The organism is Aeromonas sp. 2692-1 (assembly GCF_013085505.1).
In the GTDB taxonomy this organism is placed as follows: domain Bacteria; phylum Pseudomonadota; class Gammaproteobacteria; order Enterobacterales; family Aeromonadaceae; genus Aeromonas; species Aeromonas hydrophila.
Genome location: NZ_CP038513.1, coordinates 1924114 through 1947753 on the forward strand (window position 1 = coordinate 1924114; position 23640 = coordinate 1947753).

17 protein-coding genes, 1 pseudogene and 1 riboswitch are annotated in these 23640 nt (G+C 64.3%); of the genes and pseudogenes, 6 read left to right on the top strand and 12 right to left on the bottom strand.

Features of this window, described 5'->3' with window-relative positions:
• Positions 1-3: 3 nt before the first annotated feature.
• Positions 4-615: a DUF2975 domain-containing protein gene (locus tag E5E97_RS09370; RefSeq protein ID WP_016349702.1), complete on the bottom strand. Its 612-nt coding sequence runs from the start codon at positions 613-615 to the stop codon at positions 4-6.
• Positions 616-834: 219 nt separating this feature from the next.
• Here E5E97_RS09370 and E5E97_RS09375 point away from each other — a divergent pair, with 219 nt between their 5' ends.
• From E5E97_RS09375 to E5E97_RS09390, 4 genes are all read left to right on the top strand, one after another.
• A complete protein-coding gene (locus E5E97_RS09375) occupies positions 835-4335 on the top strand; it encodes a PAS domain-containing hybrid sensor histidine kinase/response regulator (RefSeq protein WP_171280199.1) in 3501 nt (1166 codons plus the stop codon).
• A gap of 174 nt (positions 4336-4509) precedes the next feature.
• Positions 4510-4597, top strand: a riboswitch (cyclic di-GMP riboswitch).
• Between the two features lie 110 nt (positions 4598-4707).
• Positions 4708-7317, top strand: a complete 2610-nt coding sequence (locus E5E97_RS09380) for a glycosyl hydrolase family 18 protein (RefSeq protein ID WP_118881798.1) — start codon at positions 4708-4710, stop codon at positions 7315-7317.
• A gap of 72 nt (positions 7318-7389) precedes the next feature.
• Positions 7390-9768 (top strand): M66 family metalloprotease, encoded by a 2379-nt coding sequence (locus tag E5E97_RS09385; RefSeq protein WP_171280200.1) that lies wholly within the window; start codon positions 7390-7392, stop codon positions 9766-9768.
• An 83-nt stretch (positions 9769-9851) separates the two neighbouring features.
• Positions 9852-11774 (top strand): glycoside hydrolase family 19 protein, encoded by a 1923-nt coding sequence (locus E5E97_RS09390; protein ID WP_238427612.1) that lies wholly within the window; start codon positions 9852-9854, stop codon positions 11772-11774.
• Positions 11775-11834: 60 nt separating this feature from the next.
• Here the strand turns inward: E5E97_RS09390 and E5E97_RS09395 are convergent.
• Together E5E97_RS09395 and crp are read right to left on the bottom strand one after the other, a co-directional pair.
• A pseudogene (locus tag E5E97_RS09395) lies at positions 11835-12634 on the bottom strand (putative RNA methyltransferase).
• Between the two features lie 126 nt (positions 12635-12760).
• On the bottom strand, positions 12761-13399 hold the full coding sequence (gene crp, locus E5E97_RS09400) for a cAMP-activated global transcriptional regulator CRP (RefSeq protein ID WP_011704916.1): 639 nt from the start codon (positions 13397-13399) through the stop codon (positions 12761-12763).
• Positions 13400-13710: 311 nt separating this feature from the next.
• Between crp and E5E97_RS09405 the strand changes: the two genes are divergently transcribed.
• Both E5E97_RS09405 and E5E97_RS09410 read left to right on the top strand, forming a co-directional pair.
• On the top strand, positions 13711-14115 hold the full coding sequence (locus tag E5E97_RS09405) for an OsmC family protein (protein ID WP_016349708.1): 405 nt from the start codon (positions 13711-13713) through the stop codon (positions 14113-14115).
• A gap of 49 nt (positions 14116-14164) precedes the next feature.
• Positions 14165-14461 carry an MliC family protein gene (locus E5E97_RS09410; RefSeq protein WP_118881794.1) on the top strand — a complete coding sequence of 99 codons (297 nt, stop codon included), beginning with the start codon at positions 14165-14167 and terminating at the stop codon, positions 14459-14461.
• A gap of 57 nt (positions 14462-14518) precedes the next feature.
• On the opposite strand, the gene E5E97_RS09415 is transcribed toward E5E97_RS09410, so the two are convergent.
• The 9 genes from E5E97_RS09415 to arnB all read right to left on the bottom strand — a co-directional run bounded on the left by E5E97_RS09415 (position 14519) and on the right by arnB (position 23612).
• Positions 14519-15049 (bottom strand): DUF4136 domain-containing protein, encoded by a 531-nt coding sequence (locus E5E97_RS09415; RefSeq protein WP_011704919.1) that lies wholly within the window; start codon positions 15047-15049, stop codon positions 14519-14521.
• A 15-nt stretch (positions 15050-15064) separates the two neighbouring features.
• Entirely contained in the window at positions 15065-15934 is an 870-nt protein-coding gene (locus tag E5E97_RS09420; protein WP_011704920.1) for a phosphoribulokinase, read from the bottom strand.
• A 177-nt stretch (positions 15935-16111) separates the two neighbouring features.
• A complete protein-coding gene (gene arnF, locus E5E97_RS09425) occupies positions 16112-16555 on the bottom strand; it encodes a 4-amino-4-deoxy-L-arabinose-phosphoundecaprenol flippase subunit ArnF (RefSeq protein ID WP_118881793.1) in 444 nt (147 codons plus the stop codon).
• Positions 16552-16896, bottom strand: coding sequence for an EamA family transporter (locus tag E5E97_RS09430; RefSeq protein ID WP_024944371.1), 345 nt, complete (start codon positions 16894-16896; stop codon positions 16552-16554). Before E5E97_RS09430 ends, arnF begins: the two co-directional genes overlap by 4 nt.
• Entirely contained in the window at positions 16896-18539 is a 1644-nt protein-coding gene (gene arnT / locus E5E97_RS09435) for a lipid IV(A) 4-amino-4-deoxy-L-arabinosyltransferase (protein WP_171280201.1), read from the bottom strand. The genes E5E97_RS09430 and arnT overlap by 1 nt, the downstream gene beginning before the upstream one ends.
• Before the next feature lie 69 nt (positions 18540-18608).
• Positions 18609-19508, bottom strand: coding sequence for a 4-deoxy-4-formamido-L-arabinose-phosphoundecaprenol deformylase (arnD, locus tag E5E97_RS09440; RefSeq protein WP_118881791.1), 900 nt, complete (start codon positions 19506-19508; stop codon positions 18609-18611).
• Positions 19501-21492 (bottom strand): bifunctional UDP-4-amino-4-deoxy-L-arabinose formyltransferase/UDP-glucuronic acid oxidase ArnA, encoded by a 1992-nt coding sequence (gene arnA / locus E5E97_RS09445; protein ID WP_118881790.1) that lies wholly within the window; start codon positions 21490-21492, stop codon positions 19501-19503. The genes arnD and arnA overlap by 8 nt, the downstream gene beginning before the upstream one ends.
• Positions 21489-22469 carry an undecaprenyl-phosphate 4-deoxy-4-formamido-L-arabinose transferase gene (arnC, locus tag E5E97_RS09450; protein WP_024944375.1) on the bottom strand — a complete coding sequence of 327 codons (981 nt, stop codon included), beginning with the start codon at positions 22467-22469 and terminating at the stop codon, positions 21489-21491. Before arnC ends, arnA begins: the two co-directional genes overlap by 4 nt.
• Positions 22470-22475: 6 nt before the next feature.
• On the bottom strand, positions 22476-23612 hold the full coding sequence (arnB, locus tag E5E97_RS09455) for a UDP-4-amino-4-deoxy-L-arabinose aminotransferase (protein ID WP_118881789.1): 1137 nt from the start codon (positions 23610-23612) through the stop codon (positions 22476-22478).
• Between the last annotated feature and the right edge of the window lie 28 nt (positions 23613-23640).

A 23640-nucleotide genomic window follows, 5' to 3' on the forward strand; every position in this document is an offset into this window, starting at 1 on the left:
TCCTCACACCGTCAGTTGTTGTTCATCGGCCAGCCGCTTGGCCTCGCGCATCACCAGCGCCAGCGCCGACACGATAAGCCCAGCCAGCAGCAACTGGAAGTCCGATGAACCTATGTTGATCTGGCCGTGCAGCTCGGGGCCCGGCAGGGTGAGCACTAGGTCCAGCAGCGGGGTGGTGATGATTTTGGTGACGAAACTGACACAGAGCAGCAGGCCGATCAACTGGTAGCGGCGGATCTGGCTGAAGGTGAACAGCATGGCCTGCCGATAGCCGCGAAACAGTTGGAGCAGCTGCCACAGCATCAGCATGAACACCAGATCCGGCAGCAGCATCACCAGGGTGCCCAGCAGACGGGTGCCCAGGCTGAGGGGGTAGTCGGCAATCGAGGGCGCCGTGCTGGCCAGCGCCGGCTGTGCCATGGTCAGGGGGACATGGTTGAGCACCGAACTGTCTTGCACCGCCAGTGCGTCGATCAGCTCCTGCTGCAGGTAGTCGCTGCCGCCGAGCAGCTGGGACCAGACCCCCATGACCGTCATGAGCGGGGTGGCCAGCAGGGCGAACAGCAGGATCCATTCGATCAGGTTGCTCATGCGTTCGAGCTTGTTGTGTTTCATCGCTTACCTCTTGGAGTGAAAGGGTGGGCCACGCGCAGCACCGAATTATTGTTTATCAATAAACACAGCCAGATGTTTATCGTTTTTCGATATTTATTCAACCATTTTTTATTGAAAAACGATAAATTCTCGCTGCAATAAGAAGATGACATTTTTCGGGCGGCTCTCTAGACTGGCTGCTGCTGCGCTTGAATCTTCAACACGGACAAGAGGTTACAGATGCACCAGGGATGGTTGCTGATCGGATTGTCGCTCTCCTATCTGGGGCTGCTGTTTCTGATCGCCTACGTGGCGGACAAGAACAAACGTCGCCGTTTAAAGGGGCAGCCCCTGCTCTACAGCCTGTCGCTGGCGGTCTACTGCACCTCCTGGACCTTCTTCGGCACGGTGGGCCAGGCCAGCGAGTCGCCCTGGTCACCAGTACCCATCTATCTGGGCCCCATGCTGGTGTTCCTGTTCGGCTGGCGCTTGCTGGCCCGCCTCATCCTGGTGGCCAAGCGCGAGCACATCACCTCCATCGCCGACTTCATCGCCGCCCGTTACGGCAAGTCCCAGCGCCTGGCCATGGTGATCGCGCTGATCGCCATCATGGGCATACTGCCGTACCTGGTGTTGCAGCTGAAAGCCATCGTCACCGGGCTGGATCTGCTGATGGCCAACTCTGTACCTGCCGGCCCCACCGGCAATACCGCCGGGCTGGCCCTCGGCGTGGCCCTGCTGCTGGCGCTGTTCAGCATCCTGTTCGGCACCCGCCATCTGGACGCCACCGAGCACCACCGCGGCATGGTGGTGGCCATCGCCTTCGAATCCGTGGTCAAGCTGCTCGCCTTCATGGCGGTGGGGGGCTTTGCGCTCTGGCTTATCCTCAGCAAGCCGAGCCAGGCCCGCACCCTGGTGGCCAGCGACTTTCTCGATGCGGTGGTGGCGGTAACGCCGGGCAGTCTGCTGGAGCTTGCCATCTACACCCTGGTCGCCATGTGCGCCGTCATCTGCCTGCCGCGCCAGTTTCACGTGACCGTGGTGGAGAACAACCAGGGCCAGGATCTGCACTGGGCGCGCTGGCTGTTTCCGCTTTACCTGTTCGTGATGGGGCTCTTCATCTGGCCGCTGGCGCTGGCGGGCAAGCAGTGGGTGGGGGCCGGCATGGCCTCGGATACCTATGTGATCAGCCTGCCCATGTCGCTCGGTTTCGACGGCATGGCGCTGCTGGCGTTTCTTGGCGGCACCTCGGCGGCCACCGGCATGGTGATCGTCTGCACCATAGCGCTGGCCATCATGGTCAGCAACGATCTGGTGCTGCCGGTGCTGCTGCGCCGCTTCTGGCAGCAGGGGCGCGACGAGCGGCTGGTGCGCCTGCTGCTGCAGGTGCGCCGCGGCGCCATCCTGCTGATCCTGCTGGCGGCCTGGGGGCTCTACCTCTGGCTCGGGGATCTCACCAGCCTGTCGCGCATCGGCTACCTGTCGTTCGGCGCCGTGGCCCAGTTCGCGCCGGCGCTGCTGCTCGGCCTCTACTGGCGGCACGGCAATCGCAAGGGGGTCTACCTCGGTCTCGCCCTCGGGGTCAGCCTCTGGTTCGCCACCCTGCTGGCGGAGAGCGGCCTGCTGGCCGGCTCGCCGCTGGCGGCCCTGCTGGCACCGCCGGACTGGCCCGCGTTTCGCGATCTCAGCCTGGGGGCCTGGTGCATCTTCCTGAGCCTGTTGCTCAACCTCATCGGCTATGTGGCGGGCTCCCTGCTGTCGCAGGCGGCGGTGAGCGAGCGGCTGCAGGCGGCCAACTTCGTCGGCAAGCCGAGCCGCGACACCACGGCGCTCTATCAGGCGCGGGTCTCGGTCAAGGAGCTGGAGATGCTGGCGGCCCGCTTCGTCGGCTCGAGCCGGGTCAAGCGCGCCTTTGGTCGCTTCGCCGGCGAGCGGGGCGGCACCCTGGCGCCCCAGATGCAGGCCTCCGCCGAGCTGATTGCCCACACCGAGCGGCTGCTGGCCGGGGTGTTCGGCACCTCGTCCGCCCGCCTGGTACTGGCCTCGGCCCTGCAGGGGCGCAACATGCAGCTCGAGGAGATCGCCACCATAGTGGACGAGGCCTCCGACGTGTTTCGCTTCAACCGCGGCCTGCTGCAGGGAGCCATCGAACACATGGGGCAGGGGATCTCGGTGGTGGACCGGGAGCTCAAGCTGGTGGCCTGGAACCGGCGCTACATCGAGCTGTTCCACTATCCGCCCGGCCTCATCCAGGTGGGCCGCCCCATCGAGGAGATCATCCGCTACAACGCCGAGCAGGGGCTGTGCGGCCCCGGCGATGTCGAGGCTCACGTGGCGCGGCGGGTCGCCTTCATGCAGCGCGGCAGCCAGCATATCTCGGCGCGTGAGCGCCCCGATGGCCGGGTGATCGAGATGCAGGGCAACCCCATGCCGGCGGGCGGTTTCGTGATGACCTTTACCGACATCACCCCGTTTCGTGACGCCGAGCGGGTGCTGCGGGAGGCCAACGAACACCTGGAGGCGCGGGTGGCCGAGCGTACCCACGAGCTCTCCGAGCTCAACCGCCAGCTGCTGCTGGTGAACCAGCAGGTGGAGCGGGCCAACCACTCCAAGAGCCGCTTCCTGGCGGCGGTGAGCCACGACCTGACCCAGCCGCTCAACGCCGCCAAGCTGTTTACCTCCTCCCTGCTGGAGATGCTGCCGCCGGCGGACGAGCCGGCCCGCATCGCCCGCCACATCGACGACGCGCTGGGGGCGACCGAGGATCTCATCACCGATCTGCTCGACATCTCGCGGCTCGAAGCGGGCAAGTTCAAGGCCAAGAAGCTGGATTTCGCCCTGCGCGACGTGTTCGACAACCTCAAGGCGGAGTTCGGGGTGCTGGCGCAGGCGGGGGGGATCCAGTTCTCGGTGGTGGAGAGCGGTGTGGCGGTCTACAGCGACGTGCGCCTGCTGCGGCGGGTGCTGCAAAACTTCCTCACCAACGCCTTTCGCTACAACCCGGGCGGGCGGGTGCTGCTCGGCTGTCGCCGGCTCGGCGACAAGGTGCGCATCGAGGTGTGGGACAACGGCCCCGGCATTCCGGCCGACAAGCAGGAGGCGATCTTCGACGAGTTCTCCCGCCTCGATCACTCCCGCACCGCGCGAGAGCAAGGGCTGGGGCTCGGCCTTGCCATCGCCCGTGGCATCGCCCTGGTGCTCGGCCACAACCTGACCCTGCACAGCTGGCCGGGGGCGGGCTCGGTGTTTGCCATCACCCTCAACCTGGCGACCCGTCCTGTCGCAACGACGCAGGTGGCGGCCCCCACCCAGCGCGACAGCCAGCTGGAGGGGATCCGGGTGCTCTGCATCGACAACGAGAGCGACATCCTGATCGCCATGCACTCCCTGCTGGGGCGCTGGGGCTGCGAGGTGGTCTGTGCCCAGAGCCTGGCCCAGGCGGAGGATCTCATCGCCGGCGGCTTCCTGCCGCAGCTGGTGCTGTCCGATTACCATCTGGACGACGGCAAGACCGGACTGCAGGCGCTGCACATGCTGCGTCTCGCCCACGGCAACGACATCGGCGGCATCATCATCAGTGCGGATCGCAAGAGCGAGCTGCAGGCGCAGATCCGCGAACACGGCTACGGCTACATCAGCAAACCGGTCAAGCCGCTCAAGCTGCGAGCGCTGATGAACAGCATCTTGCGGCCGGCCAAACTTGATGATGATCACGAAACCGGGAATTCGTCCGAATTTTAATCGACGGCTCCCAGCCAGCAAGATCGGCACTTTCTGACACAAAAAAGTGCCTTTTCTTCTCGTTTGAGGCTCATTTTCGATAAAAAGTGGTTTATTAATAACCGCTCGGGGGTTTGCCCTCCCTCCTTTGACTCCCTTATAGTCAGGTCGCGATTATTTTTGTCGCAAATCAAGTTGTGCAAAAGGCAAACCGGATGAAAGTCCGGGACGCAAAGCTTCCGGTCTAAGGGTCAGCAGTACCTAAGATAGCGGGGCCACCACAGGTTGTTTCGTCCATGGGCCAAGCCATGGTGCGATGTTGTCTGCGTTACCTGTCAGGTTGCGTTGCCTTTTTCGTTATCTATTCCAAGAACGAAATAAGGATATTCAACTATGTTAAGTCCAAAACCCTCCGTACTGGCGTTGTTGGTCGGGGGTCTGTGCGCCTCCTCCGCCTTCGCTGCCGCCCCCGGCAAACCCACCATCGGCTGGGGCGAAACCAAGTTCGCCATCGTCGAAGTGGATCAAGCCGCCACCTCCTACAACAAGCTGGTCAAGGTGCACGCCGATGGCGCGCCGGTCAGCGTGAGCTGGAACCTCTGGTCCGGTGATGTCGGCCAGACCGCCAAGGTACTGCTCGACGGCAAGGAGGTGTGGTCTGGTGCCGCGTCCGCCTCCGGCACCGCCAACTTCAAGGTCACCAAGGGGGGCCGCTACCAGATGCAGGTGGCGCTGTGCAACGCCGACGGCTGCACCCTCTCCGACAAGAAAGAGATCCTGGTGGCCGACACCGACGGCAGCCACCTGCTGCCGCTCAAGGCGCCGCTCAAGGAGAACAACAAGCCCTATGTCAACAAGACCGGCAAGGTGATGGGGGCCTACTACGTGGAGTGGGGGGTCTATGGTCGCAAGTTCACCGTGGACAAGATCCCGGCCCAGAACCTGACCCACATCCTCTACGGCTTCACCCCGATCTGCGGTGGCAACGGCATCAACGACAGCCTGAAAGAGATCTCCGGCAGCTTCGAGGCGCTGCAGCGCTCCTGTGCCGGCCGCGAGGACTTCAAGGTCTCCATCCACGATCCCTGGGCTGCCATCCAGATGGGGCAGGGCAATCTCACCGCCTATGACGAACCCTACAAGGGCAACTTCGGCAACCTGATGGCGCTCAAGAAGGCCTATCCGGACCTGAAGATCCTCCCCTCCATCGGTGGCTGGACCCTCTCCGACCCCTTCTTCTTCTTCGGTGACAAGACCAAGCGCGACACCTTCGTCGCCTCGGTGAAGGAGTATCTGCAGACCTGGAAATTCTTCGACGGGGTGGACATCGACTGGGAATTCCCGGGGGGCCTCGGGGCCAACCCCAACCTCGGCAGCGCCTCCGACGGCGAAACCTACGTGCTGCTGATGAAGGAGCTGCGCGCCATGCTCGACGAGCTGAGCGCAGAGACGGGCCGCACCTACGAGCTCACCTCCGCCATCAGCGCCGGCGGTGACAAGATTGCCAAGGTGGACTATCGCGCCGCCCAGCAATACATGAATCACATCTTCCTGATGAGCTATGACTTCAACGGCGCCTGGACCAACACCGGGCTGGGTCACCAGACCGCGCTCTACGAGTCGAGCTGGGATCCCAACACCAAGTACACCACCGACAAGGGGGTCAAGGCGCTGCTGGGTCAGGGCGTCGAGCCGGGCAAGGTGGTGGTGGGTGCCGCCATGTATGGTCGCGGCTGGACCGGCGTCAGCGGGTATCAGGGCAACAACCCCTTCACCGGCACCGCCACCGGCCCGATTGCGGGAACCGAAGCGGAAGGGATCTGGGAGAAGGGGGTCATCGACTACCGCGGCATCGCCAAGGGCAAGATGGCCGGCGACTGGCAGTACAGTTATGACGAAGTGGCCGAGGCACCGTCCGTGTTCAAGGCTTCCACCGGCGAGCTCATCACCTTCGATGACGAGCGCTCGGTCAAGGCCAAGGGGCAGTACGTGCTGGCCAACCAGCTCGGCGGCATGTTCGCCTGGGAAATCGACGCCGACAACGGCGACATTCTCAACGCCATGCACGAGGGGCTGGGCCACGGCGACAGCACACCGCCGGTCAACAAGCCGCCGGTGGCCAACGCCGGCACCGATCTCGCGGTGACCGGCCCGGCCCAGCTGGTGCTGGATGGTTCCTCCTCCCGCGATCCGGAAGGGGCGGTGCTGAGCTACAGCTGGGCTCAGATCTCCGGTCCCAAGGCGACCCTGAGCGATGCCACCCAGGCCAAGGCCAAGGTGAGCGTCGATGCGGTGAGCCAGGACGTCAATCTGGTGTTCGAGCTGACGGTGACCGATGACCACAACCTCAGCGCCAAGGATCAGGTGGTGGTGACCAACAAGGCGCCGCAACCCAACCTGCCGCCGGTCGTCACGGTGCAGGACAAGGTCTCGGTGCAGGCCGGCAAGCAGGTGAGCATCACCGCCAGCGCCACCGACCCCAACGGCGACACCCTGAGCTATCAGTGGAGCGTGCCGGCCGGGCTCACCGCCAGCGGTCAGAACAGCAAGACCCTGGTGGTGACGGGCCCCAGCGTCACCGTGGAGACCGGTTATGACCTCACCGTCACCGTGACCGACGGCGCACTGGATGCCCAAGGCAAGACCCGCCTCACCGTGACCCCGGTCAGCGGTGGCGGCGACTGCAATGCCACCGATCCGGATGCCGCCAACTGGCCGGCCTGGAAGGCCTCGATCACCTACAACGGTGGCGAGAAGGTGAGCCACAACCAGCTGGTGTGGCAGGCCAAGTACTGGACCCAGGGCAACGAACCGAGCCGCACCGCCGATCAGTGGAAGCTGATAAGCCAGGTGCAGCTGGGCTGGGATGCCAGTGTCGCCTACAACGCCGGTGACGTGACCACCCACAACGGTCGCCAGTGGAAGGCCCTGTACTGGACCCGCGGCAACGAGCCCGGCAAGCACGACGTCTGGCAGGACATCGGCGCCGCCAGCTGCAAATAACCCCACCGTCAAACCCATAGGGGCATGCCAGGCATGCCCCCTTTTTTCCCCATAACAACAAAGAGCACCACCATGACCACATGCACCACACGTCTTGCCTGCCTGATCGGCGCAGCCCTGGCAAGCGGCCCGCTGCTGGCCGCCGTTCAGCCACCCACCCCGCTGGTCTTTGACGCCACCCGGCCGCAGAACGATCTGCAGGGGTCGCTGCTGGCCGGCATCCAGTTTGCCCAGAGCCAGATCCTGCCCGCCCACCCGCGGGAGGGGGACAACCAGCCCTGCCTCACCGCCCTGCGCAAGAGCCTGCTGCTGGTACGCCCGCTGCAGGCCGGCAACCAGGCGCCGCTGGCGCTCGAGGCCCGCGACGGCGCCGGCAAGCTGCTCGGCAGCCTCACGCTGGATCCCCCCTCCCGCCTGCCCAAGACCGCCTACTACCTGGAAGGAACGCCGGAGGAGGGGGTCGACTTCACCCCGGGCCCCGGCACCAGTGCCGTCATCAACAGCAGCAGCGAGCTGGCCAGGCTGAGCGATCCGAGCGGTGCCTTCCTGCTCGGCAAGCTGCAGCCCCATGCCCTGGTCACCATCCAGACCGCCGACGGCCGCTGGGTGCGCGACATCCACCTGCCGCGCGACGCGAGCCTGGAGGGCAAGATGGTGCGCCTCGCCTCCAATGCCGGCTACAACTCCACCGTCTACTTCAGTGGCCGCCAGGTAACAATCTCCCGCGGCCAGAGCCAGCAGTTCAAGTTCGTGCGTGGTCAGTGGATCCGCGATGGCGAGCTGGAAAACAACGGCATTACCTATTCCAGCGATGCCTGGAGCGCCGTGCTGCCGGCCGAGTGGATCATGCCCGGCCTCATCCTGCGACTGAGCCAGGGGGATCTGAGCGGCGAGCTGAACGACCTCAAGGTGGGGGCGCCGGGGGAGCTGCTGATTCACACCATCGACATCGGCATGCTGACCAGCCCGCGCGACCAGTTCGCCTTTGCCAAAGATAAAGAAGCCCAGCGGGAGTATTTCCAGACCATTCCCGCCAGCCGCCTCATCGTCAGCCAGTATGCGCCGCTGTCGCTGCCGGAGGTGATGCTGCCGGATGGCACCCTGCTCACCGACTTTGATCCGAGCGAGGGGGGCTGGCACGGCGGTACCATGCGTCAGCGCATCGGCAAGGAGCTCATCTCCCTTGGTATCGACAATGCCAACTACGGCATCAACAGCACCGCCGGGGAGGGGGAGAACAGCCATCCCTACGTGGTGGCTCAGCTGGCGGCCCACAACAGCCGCGGCAAGTACGCCAACGGGGTGCAGGTGCATGGCGGCTCCGGCGGGGGCGGCATCGTCACCCTAGACGCTTCCCTTGGCAACGAGTTCAGCCACGAGGTGGGCCACAACTACGGCCTTGGCCACTACGTGGGCGGCTTTGCCGGCTCGGTGCACCGCAGCGCCGATCAGATCAATGCCACCTGGGGCTGGGATGGCGACAAGAACCGCTTCATCCCCAACTTCTTTGCGAGCCGCAGCGGCCAGAGCGCCTGCCTCGACGGTCAGTGCCAGGCGCCGTTTGACGGCCGCAAGTTCGGTTTCGACGCCATGGCCGGCGGTGAGCCGCTCTCCGGCTTCAACCGCTTCACCCTCTACACACCCAACTCGGCCGCCATCATCCAGCGCTTCCTCGAGAGCAAGGCGGTGTTCGATGCAGCGTCCCCCACCGGCTTCAGCAAGTGGAATGAAAGCCAGGCCAGGATGGAGCCCTACCGCCACCGGGTCGACCTCGCCGAGCAGATCACCGCGCCGGTGAGCGATCTGGGAGAGGTCAAGCTGGCTGCCCTGCTGGACGAGTACGATCTGGTCAAGGTGGCCATGTGGGATGGCAACTGGACCCGCAACATCCAGCTGCCGGCCGCCTCGGCGGTCAATCGCGGCCGCATCGTCAGCATCGACCACAACGCCGGCTACAACAGCACCCTTTTCATCAACGGTCAGCAGATCACCGTCTCGCGCGGCTTCAAGAAGAGCTACCGCTCCGACGGCAGCCGCTGGAACGAGGGCGCGCCGACGGATCTGGCGGCTGATCGCAAGCCCGCTGCCTTCGGTGTGCCGGTGACCACCCTGGTCGGTTACTACGATCCGCAGGGGCAGCTGCCGAGCTACCTCTATCCGGCCCTGCACGGCGCCTACGGCTTTGCCTATGGCGATGACGGCGAGCGGCTCGGCAACAGTGACTGCCAGCTGCAGGTGGAGACCCGCGACGGCCTGCTGCGCTTCAAGCTGGCCAATCACCGGCTGAGCGCCAGCGTGATGAACAAGTTCCACGTCAACGTGCCGAGCGCGAGTGAACCGCGCAGCGCCAGCGTGCTGTGCCGCAACCAGTCACAGGCCGAGGCCCAGCTTGCCCCGGCCCCGGCCGGGCTTGGCTACACGGTCAACGGCATGCCGCTGGCGGCGCGCTGAGTGTTTTTCTCCTTTCTCCTCGCGCAATGTGAGGTGCCACTGGCGGGGGCCAAGCCCCGCCTTTCATCAAGCAAGAGGTAAATATGATGACAAGAAAGTCCTCTGTGGCCACCCTGCTGGCCGGGCTCTGTCTGAGCGGTCAGCTGTGGGCCGCCAGCGCCTATGACATCAATCAGGGCTATGGCGGCGGCAGCCAGGTCAGTTTCAACGGCCAGATCTACGAGGCCAAGTGGTATGCCAATCCGGGCCAGAGCCCGGGCGTGCAGGTCGCCAACGAGTGGGATTCTCCGTGGGCCCTGCTGGGAGCGGGTGAAGCGACGCCACCCGGTGACGGGGAGGGCATAGCCCCGCCCGCGCAGGGAGGCAGCGGCGCCGCTGACGGCAGCACCGTCTACCTGAGCCAGAGCGAGCTGGATGCCAAGGAGCATGCGCTCACCGACTTCCCGGCCATGACGGCGGTCAAGGCCTCCATCGCCACCCGCGACAATGCCGTGGTCGAGGCGGTGGCCCCCGGCCTGCCGCTCAACCCCGCCAACGTCAAGCGGGTGGAGGGGCTGCTCAGCGAGTCGCAGTTCAACTTCCTGTTCCCGCTGCGGGCACCGGAGTACACCTATCGCGGTTTCCTGCAGGCGGTGGCCAAGTTCCCGGCCTTCTGCGGCGACTACAGCGACGGGCGCAACGCCGAGGCCATCTGCCGCAAGTCGCTGGCCACCATGTTCGCCCACTTCGCCCAGGAGACCGGCGGCCACGAGAGCTGGCGCCCCGAGCCCGAGTGGCGTCAGGGGCTGGTGTGGGTACGGGAGATGGGCTGGACCGAGCAGATGCGCGGCGGCTACAACGCCGAGTGCCGGCCGGATGTGTGGCAGGGTCAGCAGTGGCCGTGCGGCAAGTTCGACAACGGCGAGTTCAAGAGCTACTTCGGTCGTGGCGCCAAGCAGCTGTCGTACAACTACAACTACGGCCCCTTCTCCGAGGCCATGTTCGGCACTGTGCGCACCCTGCTGGACAACCCGGAGAAAGTGGCGGACACCTGGCTCAACCTGGCCAGCGCCGTGTTCTTCTTCGTCTATCCACAGCCGCCCAAGCCCTCCATGCTGCACGTGATCGACGGTACCTGGCAGCCCAACGCCCACGACCGGCAGAACGGCCTGGTGCCGGGCTTCGGGGTGACCACCCAGATCATCAACGGCGGGGTGGAGTGCGGCGGTGCGGCCGAGCATGCCCAGTCCCAGAACCGGATCACCTACTACCAGGCCCAGGCCCAGTATCTGGGCGTGCCGGTGCCTGCCGACGAGGTGCTCGGTTGCAAGAACATGAAGGTCTTTGACGAGGCCGGCGCCGGTGCCCTGCCCATCTACTGGGAGAACGACTGGAGCTATGTGCCGGGCAACCCCAACGGTGGCAAGAGCTACGCCTGCAAGCTGGTGGGCTACCAGACCCGCTTCAGCGCGTTCAAGGAGCGTGACTACAGCCGCTGCGTGCAGCACTTCTTCCCCGAGGTGGTGATCGAGGACAACGGCGGTGGCACCAACCTGCCGCCGGTGGCCAGCATCAGCGGCCCGAGCGAGGCGCTGGGCGGCGCCACCGTGCTGCTCTCCGGCCAGGGCTCGAGCGATCCGGAAGGCAAGCCCCTCAGCTACGCCTGGACCCTGCCTGCCGGCGCCAGCGCCTCGGATCTGACACAGTCCACCCTGAGCGCCATCCTGCCGCCGACCCCGACCAGCGACACCCGCTACGGCTTCGTGCTCAAGGTGACCGACGACAAGGGGCTGAGCCGCAGCGTCACCCACGAGATCCTGATCAAGGGCAGCGGCGGTACCACGCCGCCGGATGGCAACCCGCCCTACAAAGAGGGTACCGCTTACAAGGCCGGTGACAAGGTGAGCAACCTGGGAGGCAATTATCAGTGCAAGCCCCATCCCTACACCGGCTGGTGTGCCGGCGCGGCCTGGGCCTATGAGCCCGGCAAGGGCACGGCCTGGAGCGATGCCTGGATCAAGCTGTAACGGTGGATATCCGCGCAATAAAAAAGGCCCGTCAGGGCCTTTTTCATGGGGTAAACATGCTTACTGCGGCTTTTGCCACAGGCTCAGCAGCAGATCCTGCTCCAGCTCGTCCGGTCCCTGATGGCTGAAGGCGTGGCGCTGCTCACCGCTGGCGCGCCAGCCGAGGCGGCTGGTCTCCAGGATGAAGCTGCGCAGGCCCTGGTCCATCTGCATGCTGAACTGGCAGCGCAGCTGACCCATGGGGTTGAGGCCGGCCAGGCTCGGCCAGCTCAGCGGGTGCTCCATGCTGACCGGGTTGAGGCTGACCCTCAGCTGCCACTGGTGGCGGGGGCCGGGTTGCAGGTAGAGCAGGTAGCCGCCCGGTGCCAGCCAGCTGACCAGCTGCTCGGTCTTGACCTTGAGATCGTTGACCAGCAGCAGCTGGGCCGTGCCCGGCAGGATGGGGGCGCGGGCCGGATCGGCGATGATGAACTGAGCGTCCGGCTGCGCCTTGTTGGCGGCGAAGATGGTGTTCTTGGCGATGTCGACGCCGGCAAATTGCCAGCCCGGCAGGCGCTCGGCCAGGGTTCGGCAGTAGTAACCCTCGCCACAGCCCAGGTGGATCAGCTCGCGCGGCTCGAGGGGGCAAGCAGGCTGGCCATCGCCTCGACCAGCGGCAGCTGGTGGCCCTGCTCGAGGAAGTGGCGCTTGGCGCGCATCAGGGCACGGCTGTCGCTGTCCTTGGGGTTCTTCTTGCCGGGGATGAGATCCAGATAGCCTTCCGGCGCGGGATCGAAGTGGTGCTTGTTGGCGCAGTAGACCCCGCGGGAGGCTTCATGAAGTTGCAGCGGGCTGCGACAGATAGGGCATTGCAGGTGCATAGGATTTCTCTTGGCGAAGGCCATGACGGCAGGGGCGTTCGGGATTATAGGGGAGACGATCAGAAAAGGCTGCCGTGGCAGCCTTTTTTATCCGGCGACCCAGTGCGGGGCCGCCAGTCGCGGGGATCAGCGAGTGCCGAACACCACTATGGTCTTGCCGTGGGCGGAGATCAGCTCCTGCTCTTCGAGCATCTTGAGGATCCGGCCGACGGTTTCGCGGGAGCAGCCGACGATCTGGCCTATCTCCTGACGGGTGATCTTGATCTGCATGCCATCCGGGTGGGTCATGGCATCCGGCTGCTTGGCCAGGTTCAGCAGGGTCTGGGCGATCCGGCCGGTCACGTCCAGGAAGGCGAGGTTGCCGACTTTCTGGCTGGTGTGCTGCAGGCGGGCCGCCATCTGGCCGGAGAGGCGCATCAGGATTTCCGGGTTGACCTGGATCAGCTGGCGGAACTTCTTGTAGGAGATCTCGGCCACTTCACAGGAACCTTTGGCACGCACCCAAGCGGAACGCTCCGGGTTTTCGCTCTCCTCGAACATCCCCATCTCGCCCAGGAAGTCGCCCTGGTTCAGATAGGAGAGGATCATCTCCTTGCCTTCATCGTCCTTGATCAAGACGGCCACAGTGCCCTTGACGATGTAGTAGAGGGTTTCCGCTTTCTCACCCGCGTGGATCAGGGTGCTCTTGGCGGGATACTTATGAATGTGGCAGTGCGACAAGAACCATTCCAGGGTGGGATCGCTTTGCGGTTTGCCAATGACCATGAGAATTCCTCTGTAGTGTCTTTTTATGGACTCGTGCGTCCGGGCAAGCTGCCAACCTTGCCATTCCTTGTATTAGTCGCAGTAGGATAAGAGCCTTTGTCTGTGCTGACAAGGCTTTGAGGGCTTTTGCCAGCTCCCCTTGCAACCCCTGCTGCGTTCCGTTCGCCATTGTAGGGAAGATGGGGGCATCAGATGTTGATTTTGATCTAGTTAGTCAGGAAGTTCGTGAAAATGGCGGATATGTGCCGCTGTCGCGTCGTCTGCGGTATGCTATGTCAGTCAGATCTGTCGTCATCAAGAGGAAATGTGAAATGAAAGCCAAGGTCAGCTGGGTGGAAGGCATGCAGTTTGTGGGCGAGAGTGAGTCCGGTCACAAGGTGATCCTGGACGGTGCCAACCCCGGCGAAGGTGCCAGCCCGATGGAGATGATCCTGCTGGCGGTGGGCGGTTGCAGCTCGATCGACGTGGTCTCCATCCTGGAGAAGGCGCGTCAATCCGTGACCGCCTGCCATGTGGAGCTGGCCGGAGAGCGGGCTGACTCGGTGCCGCGGGTATTCGAGAAGATCCACCTCCACTTCGTGGTGACCGGCAAGGGGCTGGCCGAAAAGCAGGTGGCCCGCGCGGTGGATCTGTCGATGGAAAAATATTGTTCAGTTTCCCTGATGTTGGAAAAAGCGGTAGAAATTACCCATAGTTATCAAATTCTTGAAGCCTGATAGCAGTGGCTCTTCCGATCGAATAACACCATGACATAAGGAAAGTGCAATGAAAAAGATGATAGCGTTACTCCCCCTGCTGGGGCTGGCGGCCTGCAGCATGCCGCAACCGACCCAGTACCAGTACAGCCAGTATCAGTGCGGTGAGGAGTTGCTGGCCGTGACCTATGATGCCCAGGCCGACATGGTGCAGTTCCCCTATGCCGGGGTCTATCACAAGCTGGGCCGGGTCGAGGCGGAATCCGGTGCCAAGTATTCCGATGGGGTGACCACCTTCTGGAATCAGGATAAGCAGGCCATCCTCAGCCAGAAAGGGGTAACCCTGCTGACTTGCCAGCGCAAGTGATCGTCATGGTGTGATGACAACGGCCTGCTCAATGCAGGCCGTTTTGCATATTGGGGGTCAGTGCGGCAGGGCGTTGAGCATCTTGGCGGCCAGTTGCTGGCTCAGTTGCTGACGCTCCCCTTCGGCGATGGCCACGTCGCTGGCCAGGGAGATGGCGCTGCTCCACACCGCCTGCTGGGTGCGCCGGTCGAGCAGCACGATGGCCAGGGTACCCTTGCGGGCATCGGCCTTGGCCTGCAGCCCAGGGGTCATGCCGAGGCGAGCGAAGATCTCGCCATCGCTCAGATCCTTGCTGCCGGCCACCCCGATGGCGACCCAGACATCGGCCTCGTCGAGGGGCACGCTCTGCCACCCCTTGCGCCCCAGCTCCTGATTGACCGCCTGTTGCACCGGCTCCAGCCAGCCCTCGGCGCTGTCGCCGGCATACTGGAACTGCTCGGCCAGCGCATAGCGCGGCGTCGCCCCGAAAGGCCAGCTGGCCGCCGGGCGCACCACCATGGTGCCCGCTTCCAGGGTCGGCGCGGCCGGGCCGCTGCTGCAGCCACCCAGCAGGGCGGCCAATCCCACAGAGATAAACGCTAACCGCATCATCAGCTCCTTGGCTCAGGTGATCTTGCCGGTTTCAATCAGTTGCTGGATCAACGGGCGCAGGATCAGCTCCATCGCGAAGCCCATCTTGCCGCCCGGCACCACTATGGTGTTCATCCGTGACATGAAGGATCCGTCGATCATCGACAGCAGGTAGGGGAAATCCACCTGCTTGATGCCGCGAAACCGTATCACCAGCATACTCTCGTCCAGACTCGGGATCACCTTGGCGCTGAAGGGGTTGGAGGTATCCACCGTCGGCACCCGCTGGAAGTTGATGTGGGTGCGGGAGAACTGGGGGGTGATGAAGTTGATGTAGTCGTCCATGGAGCGGACGATGGAGTCGGTGACCGCCTCGCGGGAATGGCCGCGCTCCGAGGTATCGCGAATGAGCTTCTGGATCCACTCCAGGTTGACGATGGGCACCACCCCGATGAGGAAGTCCACATGGCGGGCCACGTTGTGCTCATCGGTGACCACGCCGCCGTGCAGCCCTTCGTAGAACAGCAGGTCGGTGTCGCTCGGCAGGTTCTGCCAGGGAGTGAAGGTACCCGGCATCTGGTTGAACGGCACCGCCTCGTCGAAGCTGTGCAGGTAGCGGCGATACTGGCCGCTGCCGTTCTGGCCGTACTCCTGAAAGAAGCTCTCCAGCAGGCCGAAGTCGTTGGCCTCGGGGCCGAAATAGCTGATGTGGCGCCCCTGCTCGCGCGCCTTGCGGATCGCCACGTCCATTTCCGGGCGGGTGTAGCGATGAAAACTGTCCCCTTCCACCACGGCCGCCTGATAACCGAGCTGATGAAACATGGAGCGAAAGGCGTTGGTGGAGGTGGAGGTGCCGGCTCCGGACGAACCGGTAACCGCAATGATGGGATGCTTTGCCGACATAGAATTCTCTCTTCCTTGGGAGTTCCGTTATAAAGGCATGTTCCGAGTGCGGTCAAGTGTGCGACCTGACAGTACCACCGCGCAACTGCTTCGCGGGCGTGCCAGCGTGCCTGCATCGGTCGCAGACGCAAAAAAGGGCCGCCGTGGCAGCCCTTGCGATAAACAAAGAGAATAAGACTAGTCAGCCTGCTTGGTGCCGGCTGGCTTGATCCCCACCAGCACGGCCCCCAGCAGAATGAACAGCACCCCGAGCGCCTTGCCGGGCTCCAGCGGTTCGGCGAAGAGCGGGATGTTGACCGCCAGCAGGTAGACCAGCGCATAGCTGGTGCTGAGCAGGGGGTAGGCGATGTTGAGCGGGGTGGAGTGCAGCGCCACCAGCCAGCAGAGCAGCGACAGGGCGTAGCAGCCCACCCCGGCCAGGATCACCAGCAGCGGCAGAGGATGGGCCAGCATCACGGCGAGATCCATCTGCCAGGTCGGCAGCTGGATCACCCCCCACTTCATGCCGAGCTGGGCCGCCGTCACCAGCAAGATGCTGCCGAGCACGTAGAGATACCCCTTCAGCGCCGCTCTTGCAGGGCTGGCCGGTAGTTGGCCCGCCTGCGGATGACCATCTTTCATAGCAAGCCTCCCAGCAGCAGGGCGCCCACTATGATGGCCCCCACCCCCAGCCAGTTGTGGTAGCTGATCTGCTCGTGAAAGAACAGCCTGGAACCCACCAGCACCAGCACCAGATTGATGCTGAGCATGGGGTAGGCCATGCTGAGCGGTAGCCGTTGCAGCAGGTAGATCCAGAGCAGCATGCCGCAGCCGAGCGCCGCCACGCTGGCGATGAGCCAGGGTGAGCGCAGCTTCTGCCAGTGGTTGCAGGGCCGGCGCTGCCAGCTGACGACCGCCTGCTTTTGCAGCATCTGGCCGCTGCAGGTCAGCAGGCACACCAGCAACAGCAGCAGGATGTCCATCACTGGGCTCCGTGGTAGATGAGCAGGGTCAACCGGTGGCTGACGATGGTCTCGTCGGCGGGGGGCACGGGCCCGGTGTTGCCGTCGCGATCGGTCTTCATCAACAGGGCCACCTGCCCATTCTTGCGTGCCTGTTCCAGCCAGGCCGGGAAGTCGGCGCGGGCCACGTAGCGCCCCGCCGCATCCGGGTAGCCGAGGCCGTAATGCACCTCCCCCTTGCTGTCGAACAGATTGATCTCGCTGCGCTGGGTGCCCCAGGCGAGGGAGGAGGCCAGTCCGACGTCGTTGGCCAGCAGGGTGCCTGATTTCATCAGCACGGCCTGATTGGCCTCGATGAAGCGCTCCGGCAGCTTGGAGTCGATCAGCGATTGCGGCAGCGCCCAGGGCAGGCCGATGGCCAGCACCATGGGACAGAGCGCGCTCAGGATCCAGCGGCGGCTGACCTCTTTCAACTGGATGAAGCCAAGCAGACTCCAGCCGGCGAAGATGACCATGGCCACCGCCAGTGCACCGTGATCCTCCTCGCCATAGACGGCGTGGCTGGGGGAGAACGCCAGCACGGCCAGCACCACCAGACAGATGAGGCCGAACAGGCCGTTGAGCCAGGCATTGACCCGCAAGGCCCGCTCTTTCCCCTCCTTGAGCAGGTCGACGGCGCTGGCGGCCATCAGCATGGCCAGCGGAGCGAAGCAGGGCAGGATGTAGGTGAGCAGCTTGCCCTTGGCAATGCTGAAGAACAGCAGGGGCAGGATCACCCAGGCCAGCAGGTAGAGGGTTTCCGGGTTTATCTTGCGCTCCTGCCAGCCCTTGCGCAGGGCGCCGGGCAGCAGGCCGAGCCAGGGCAGGGTGCCGAGAAGCCCCATGGGCAGGTAGTACCAGAACGGTGCCTTGTGCTGGGCGTTGTCGGCGGCGAAGCGCTGGATGTGTTCAACCCAGAAGAAGTAGTGCCAGTAGTCCGGTTCGCGCAGGTGTACGGCGATGGCCCAGGGGGCGGCCAGCAGGACCGCGCTCAGGATGGCCAGCGGCCCGAAGCGCACCAGCTCGAGCAGGCGGCGCTGATAGATGACGTAGGGCACGATGACCACCACCGGCACCGCCAGGGCGATGAAGCCCTTGGTGAGAAAGCCCATGCCGCAGGCGAGGCCGAACAGCAGATAGCCACCGACCCGGCTGCCAAGGGAGCCCTCCTTGCGGATGATGTAGAAGCTCACCATGGCGGCGTTGAGCCAGAGGGTCACCATGGCGTCCAGCACGCTGTAGGTGCCGATGCCGTAGACGATCAGCAGCGACAGATAGATGAGCCCGGTCAGGAAAGCCTTGCGCCGGCATTGCCACAGCTGCAGGGTAAACCAGCAGATCAGCAGGGCGCTCAGACCGGTGGCGGCGGCCGAGGCGAAGCGCACGGCGAAGTTGGTGTCGCCGAACAGCTGCTGGCTGATGCTGTTGAACCAGTAGCCGGCGATGGGTTTCTCGAAGTAGCGCAAGCCCAGGAAGTGGGGGACCACCCAGTCGCCGGTGCTCACCATCTCCCGGCTGATCTCGGCGTAGCGGTTTTCGTCCGGGCTCCAGAGCGGCCGCTGGTCGAGCGGCAGCAGGTAAAAGAAGAGAAAGAACAGGGGCAGGGCCCACTTGGTCAACGTCATGACATCCTCTGTTGCATGGTGTGATTAGCGCGATGGTTAGTCCTGCCACCCGAGGTGGCGTCATTCATCTCAGGCCTCGGCCTTGCAGCCGAGCCAGCCCTCCCGTCCGGGCAGGGTGCCGCGTACCAGCCGGCCGGTCGGCAGCGTGGTCGGGTCGGATGGTAACAGATCCCCGAGCGGCACGAAGCGGATACCGCGCGACCTGGCTTCGCCGAGCAGGGCATCGAACTGCTCGGCCATCACGATCCCTTCCACTTCGGCGTGGATGGTGTAGACGTGAGGGCCCTGCGCCGGCGGGGTCGCCAGCTGATCCAGCAGGAAACGGTTGAAATCGTCGACCGTCACCTGATGGCCCACCACTTCGTCGAAGGTGGGCAGGTTGACCGGGATCTGCGGGGTGCCGGGACGGCCATCCTGCAGCAGGGGCCGAAACAGGCCGCTGCCGCGACAGTCGCTGTTGTAGCGAAAGCCGAACTGCTCCTTGGCCTGGGTGGTGAGGGGGTCGGCCCGCCAGCCGGCGGCGGCGGAGCAATCCACTTCGCGCCCCAGGATCTGGTTGAGCGCATCCACCCCGAGCCGGGTCTGACGAGCCAGCTCGGCTTCGTCCCAGCGGCCGGTGTTGGCCTGCCAGCCGTGGTGATCCCAGGCGTGCAGCCCCACCTCGTGACGGGCGCTGTCGGTGTCGCGCATCAGGGAGCCGAGCTGCTTGCCGATGGATTTGCCGGGCCAGGCGGTGCCGGCCAGCAGGATGTCCAGCCCATAGAGGGATGCTGCGTTGGAGCGCAGCATCTTGAGCAGAAAGCGGGGTTTTAGCAGGCGCCACAAGTGGCGCCCCATGTTGTCCGGTCCGACCGAGAAGAAGAAGCTCCCCTTGACCTGATGCTTGTCGAGCAGTTGCAGCAGGCGGGGCACCCCGTCACGGGTTCCCCTGAAGGTATCGACGTCGATCCGCAGACCTACCTCAGTCATGCTCGACTCCCGTGGTGACCGCCCCTTGCAGGAAGAAGTCCAGGGTGTTGCCGATGGTCTCTTCCATCTCGATGGTCGGTTCCCAGTCCAGCAGGCGACGGGCATTGGCGATGCTCGGCCGGCGGTGGGAGACGTCCTGATAGCCGTCGCCGTAGAAGGATTTGCTCTCCACCAGCTTGAAGCCGGCAAACGGCGGGAACTGGTCGCGCAGCGGGTGAGCCTCGAACTTGGCGAGCAGGATCTCGGCCATCTGCTGGATGCTGGCCTCGTTGTCCGGGTTGCCGATGTTGATGATCTGGCCGTCGCAGCGGTTCTCCTTGTTCTCGATGATGCGGAACAGGGCCTCGATGCCGTCCTCGATGTCGGTGAAGCAGCGCTTCTGGGCGCCGCCGTCCACCAGCTGGATCGGGGTGCCGTCCACCAGGTTGAGGATCAGCTGGGTGATGGCGCGGGAACTGCCGATGCGGGCGGAGTCCAGGCTGTCCAGACGCGGCCCCATCCAGTTGAAGGGGCGGAACAGTGTGAAGTTGAGCCCCTCTTTCTTGCCGTAGGCCCAGATCACCCGATCCAGCAGCTGCTTGGAGACCGAGTAAATCCAGCGCTGCTTGTTGATGGGGCCGACGATGAGGCGGGAGCTGTCTTCATCGAAGCTGTGATCGTCGCACATCCCGTACACCTCGGAGGTGGAGGGGAAGATGATGCGCTTGTGGTACTTCACGCAGTAGCGGACGATCTTGAGGTTCTCCTCGAAGTCGAGCTCGAACACGCGCAGCGGGTTGCGGGTGTACTCGATGGGGGTGGCGATGGCCACCAGCGGCAGGATCACGTCGCACTTCTTGATGTGATACTCGATCCACTCGGTGTGGATGCTGATGTCCCCCTCCACGAAATGGAAGTTGGGGTGACCAATGAAGCGGTCCACCGCGCTGGAGCCGATGTCGAGGCCATATACCTCGTAGCCGCCATCCTGGAGCAGGCGTTCGGTCAGGTGGTTGCCGATGAAGCCGTTGACGCCGAGGATCAGCACCCGGGTCAGCCGCGCCTTGCGCAGGGCATTGCTCGCCTTGGCGCCGATCTTCATCCCTTCGACCAGCCCCAGTTCGCGGGCCAGCTGGGCGCCGCGCACATAGAGTCCGCCTTCGGCCTGACCGGCCACGATCTCCAGCACCCCTTCACCGCAGGCGATGCGTAGCGGCTCCTGGCTCAGGATGGTGCCCGGCTGCTTGTCGCTCTGCTGGGCCAGCCAGTGGCTCTTCCACACCGTCAGCTTGCGATCGCCAGCGAAGCTGAAGGCGCCCGGGTAGGGCTGGGTGACGGCGCGCACCAGGTTGTGCAGTTCGCGGGCCGGGCGGTGCCAGTGCAGCTCGCCATCGGCCGGGGTGCGGCGGCCATAGTAGCTGGCCTTGCTCTCATCCTGCGGGGTGAGGCGGATGTCGCCGGCGCGCAGCTTGGGCAGCTCCTGCTCCAGCAGCGCCCGGGCGGCGAGGCGTACCTTGCCGTGCAGGGTCAGCGCGGTGTCGTCGTCGGCAATGGCCACCGCCTGCTGGGCGACGATGGCGCCTGCGTCGGGCTTGGCGGTCATCTGGTGCAGGGTGATGCCGGTCTCGGCCTCGCCGTTGACCAGGCACCAGTTGATGGGCGCGCGACCGCGGTAGGCGGGCAGCAGGGAGCCGTGCAGGTTGAAGGCGCCGACGGTCGGGATGTCGAGGATCGCCTGCTTGAGCATGTTGCGGTAGTAGAAGGAGAAGAGGGCCTGGGGTGCCAGCTCGCGAATGCGCTCAATCCAGAGCGGGTGGTTCACGTCCTCGGGGGAGTAGACCGGCAGGTTGTGCTCGGCGCAGAGCTGGGCGACCGAGCCGAAGAAGCGATTCTCGCCCGGATCATCGGCGTGGGTGAAGACGGCCTGGATCTCGTAGCCTGCCTCGAGCAGGGCCTCGATACCGGTGCAACCGATATCGTGATAAGCAAAGACGACGACTTTCATTGTTCAGCTTCCTGTTGCGAAGGGGTGGTGGCGCTGCGCACGATCTGGTGGATGAAGTAGCGGGGACGGGCGCGCACGTCGGTATACATGCGGCCTATGTATTCTCCCAGCAGCCCCATGCCCAGCAGCTGTACGCCGACAAAGGTGAAGAGAATGGCAAAGAGGGTGAAGACGCCATCGGCGGCCCAGTCGGCGCCCAGGATGAGGCGCATCAGGATCAGCAGGATGGAGAAGGTAAAGCCGATGCCCGCCACCACGCTGCCGACGATGCTGAGCAGACGCAGCGGGGTGGTGGTCATGCAGGTGACCAGGTCATACATCAGGTTGATGAGGTGCATCAGCCCGTATTTGGACTCGCCGTGGGCCCGCTCGGCGTGGCCCACTTCCAGCTCTATGGTGCGGCGGGCAAAGCTGTTGGCCAGGATGGGGATGAAGGTGCTGCGCTCCTGGCAGCAGAGCATGGCGTCGATGATGTGACGGCGGTAGGCGCGCAGCATGCAGCCATAGTCGCTCATGTGCACACCGGTGGCCTTTTGCACCGACTTGTTGATGAGCTTGGAGGCAGTCTTGCGAAACCAGGAGTCCTGGCGGTTGCGGCGCATGGTGCCCACCACGTCGTAGCCCTGCATGGCGGCTTCGACCAGGCGAGGGATCTCCTCCGGCGGGTTCTGCAGATCCGCATCCAGGGTGATCACCAGATCCCCCTTGGCGGTCTCGAAGCCGGCCATGATGGCGGCGTGCTGACCGTAGTTGCGGTTGAGCAGCACCCCGACCAGCTTGCTGCCCTCAACGGCGGCGGCGTCTCTGATGAGCTCGGTGGAGCCGTCGTGGCTGCCGTCGTCGATCAGGATCACCTCGTAATCCTGTGACAGCTGATCGCAGGCGGCGGTGACCCGGCTCAGCAGCGCGGGCAGGCTGGCCTCCTCGTTGTAGACGGGGATGACCACCGAAACCAGCTTGATGTCAGTGTTGTTCACGTTGCATTACTCCAAAATGTCGATAAGGGCCGCGACTACGCGGTCGACGTCGGCCTGCGTCATGTCCGGGAAGAGTGGCAGGGTGCACAGGCGTGACGAGTTCCACTCGGTATGAGGCAGGCTGAGGGTCGGGTAGCGTTCGCGGTAGTATTTCTGGGTATGGGCTGCCCGAAAGTGCAGACCGGTACCGATGCCGCGCTCCTGCAGTGCCTGCATCAGCTGATCCCGGTCGAGCCCGCAGCGCTCCGGGTCGACCCGCACCATGAACAGGTGCCAGGCGTGCAGGTGGGGGTAGCCAGGCACGGCGAGCGGCGCCAGCGGCAGACCGGCCAGTTGCTCCCGGTAGCGGGCCACCAGTTCGGCCCGCTTGGCATTGAGTTCGGGCAGGCGCGCCAGCTGCACCAGGGCGATGGCGGCGTTGATGTCGGCCAGGTTGTATTTGAAGCCCGGGGTGATCACCTCCGCCTGCGGCTTGCGGCCCAGGCTCATGCGATCAAAGGCATCCACCCCCAGGCCGTGGAATTTGAGCATCCGAACTTTGTCCGCCAGTGCCTTGTCGTCGGTCACCAGCATGCCCCCTTCGGCGCAGGTCAGGTTCTTGATGGCGTGGAAGGAGAAGATGGCGGTGCCGCTGGCGCCGATCCAGCGTTCCCGGTAGCGGGTACCGACCGCGTGGGCGGCATCCTCGATGACCGGTATGCCGTGCTGGCCGGCCAGTGCCAGGATCGGATCCAGATCGACCGGGGCACCGGCGTAGTGGACCGGTATGATGGCTTTGGTCCTGGCGGTGATGAGCGGCGCTATCAGTTCGGCGCTGGTCATCAATGTGTCCCTGTCCACGTCGACGAAGACCGGCTCGGCCCCCAGCAGGGTGATGATGTTGATGGTGGAGACCCAGGTCTGGGAGGGGGTGATCACCTCATCTCCCGGGCCTATGCCCAGCGCCAGCAGGGTGACGTGCATGCCGGCGGTGGCGGAGCAGAGCGCGACCGCGTGCTGGCAGCCGAATGTGTCGCAGAATTGCTGTTCCAGTTCATGATTCTTCGGGCCCGTAGTGATCCAGCCCGATTTCAATACGTCACAGACAGCACTTATCTCGGCATCACCGATGGCGGGCCTCGAAAATGGCAGAAAATCTTGCATAAGAGATCCAACGAAGAATATTAATCAG

Coding starts and splice junctions, on each gene's coding strand:
- crp (WP_011704916.1), bottom strand. CDS start 13,399: ATGGTCATTGGCAAACCGCAAAGCGATCCCACCCTGGAATGGTTCTTG.
- E5E97_RS09370 (WP_016349702.1), bottom strand. CDS start 615: ATGAAACACAACAAGCTCGAACGCATGAGCAACCTGATCGAATGGATC.
- E5E97_RS09405 (WP_016349708.1), top strand. CDS start 13,711: ATGAAAGCCAAGGTCAGCTGGGTGGAAGGCATGCAGTTTGTGGGCGAG.
- arnB (WP_118881789.1), bottom strand. CDS start 23,612: ATGCAAGATTTTCTGCCATTTTCGAGGCCCGCCATCGGTGATGCCGAG.
- arnD (WP_118881791.1), bottom strand. CDS start 19,508: ATGACTGAGGTAGGTCTGCGGATCGACGTCGATACCTTCAGGGGAACC.
- E5E97_RS09380 (WP_118881798.1), top strand. CDS start 4,708: ATGTTAAGTCCAAAACCCTCCGTACTGGCGTTGTTGGTCGGGGGTCTG.
- arnT (WP_171280201.1), bottom strand. CDS start 18,539: ATGACGTTGACCAAGTGGGCCCTGCCCCTGTTCTTTCTCTTCTTTTAC.
- E5E97_RS09385 (WP_171280200.1), top strand. CDS start 7,390: ATGACCACATGCACCACACGTCTTGCCTGCCTGATCGGCGCAGCCCTG.
- arnF (WP_118881793.1), bottom strand. CDS start 16,555: ATGAAAGATGGTCATCCGCAGGCGGGCCAACTACCGGCCAGCCCTGCA.
- E5E97_RS09375 (WP_171280199.1), top strand. CDS start 835: ATGCACCAGGGATGGTTGCTGATCGGATTGTCGCTCTCCTATCTGGGG.
- E5E97_RS09390 (WP_238427612.1), top strand. CDS start 9,852: ATGATGACAAGAAAGTCCTCTGTGGCCACCCTGCTGGCCGGGCTCTGT.
- E5E97_RS09415 (WP_011704919.1), bottom strand. CDS start 15,049: ATGCGGTTAGCGTTTATCTCTGTGGGATTGGCCGCCCTGCTGGGTGGC.
- arnA (WP_118881790.1), bottom strand. CDS start 21,492: ATGAAAGTCGTCGTCTTTGCTTATCACGATATCGGTTGCACCGGTATC.
- E5E97_RS09420 (WP_011704920.1), bottom strand. CDS start 15,934: ATGTCGGCAAAGCATCCCATCATTGCGGTTACCGGTTCGTCCGGAGCC.
- E5E97_RS09410 (WP_118881794.1), top strand. CDS start 14,165: ATGAAAAAGATGATAGCGTTACTCCCCCTGCTGGGGCTGGCGGCCTGC.
- E5E97_RS09430 (WP_024944371.1), bottom strand. CDS start 16,896: ATGGACATCCTGCTGCTGTTGCTGGTGTGCCTGCTGACCTGCAGCGGC.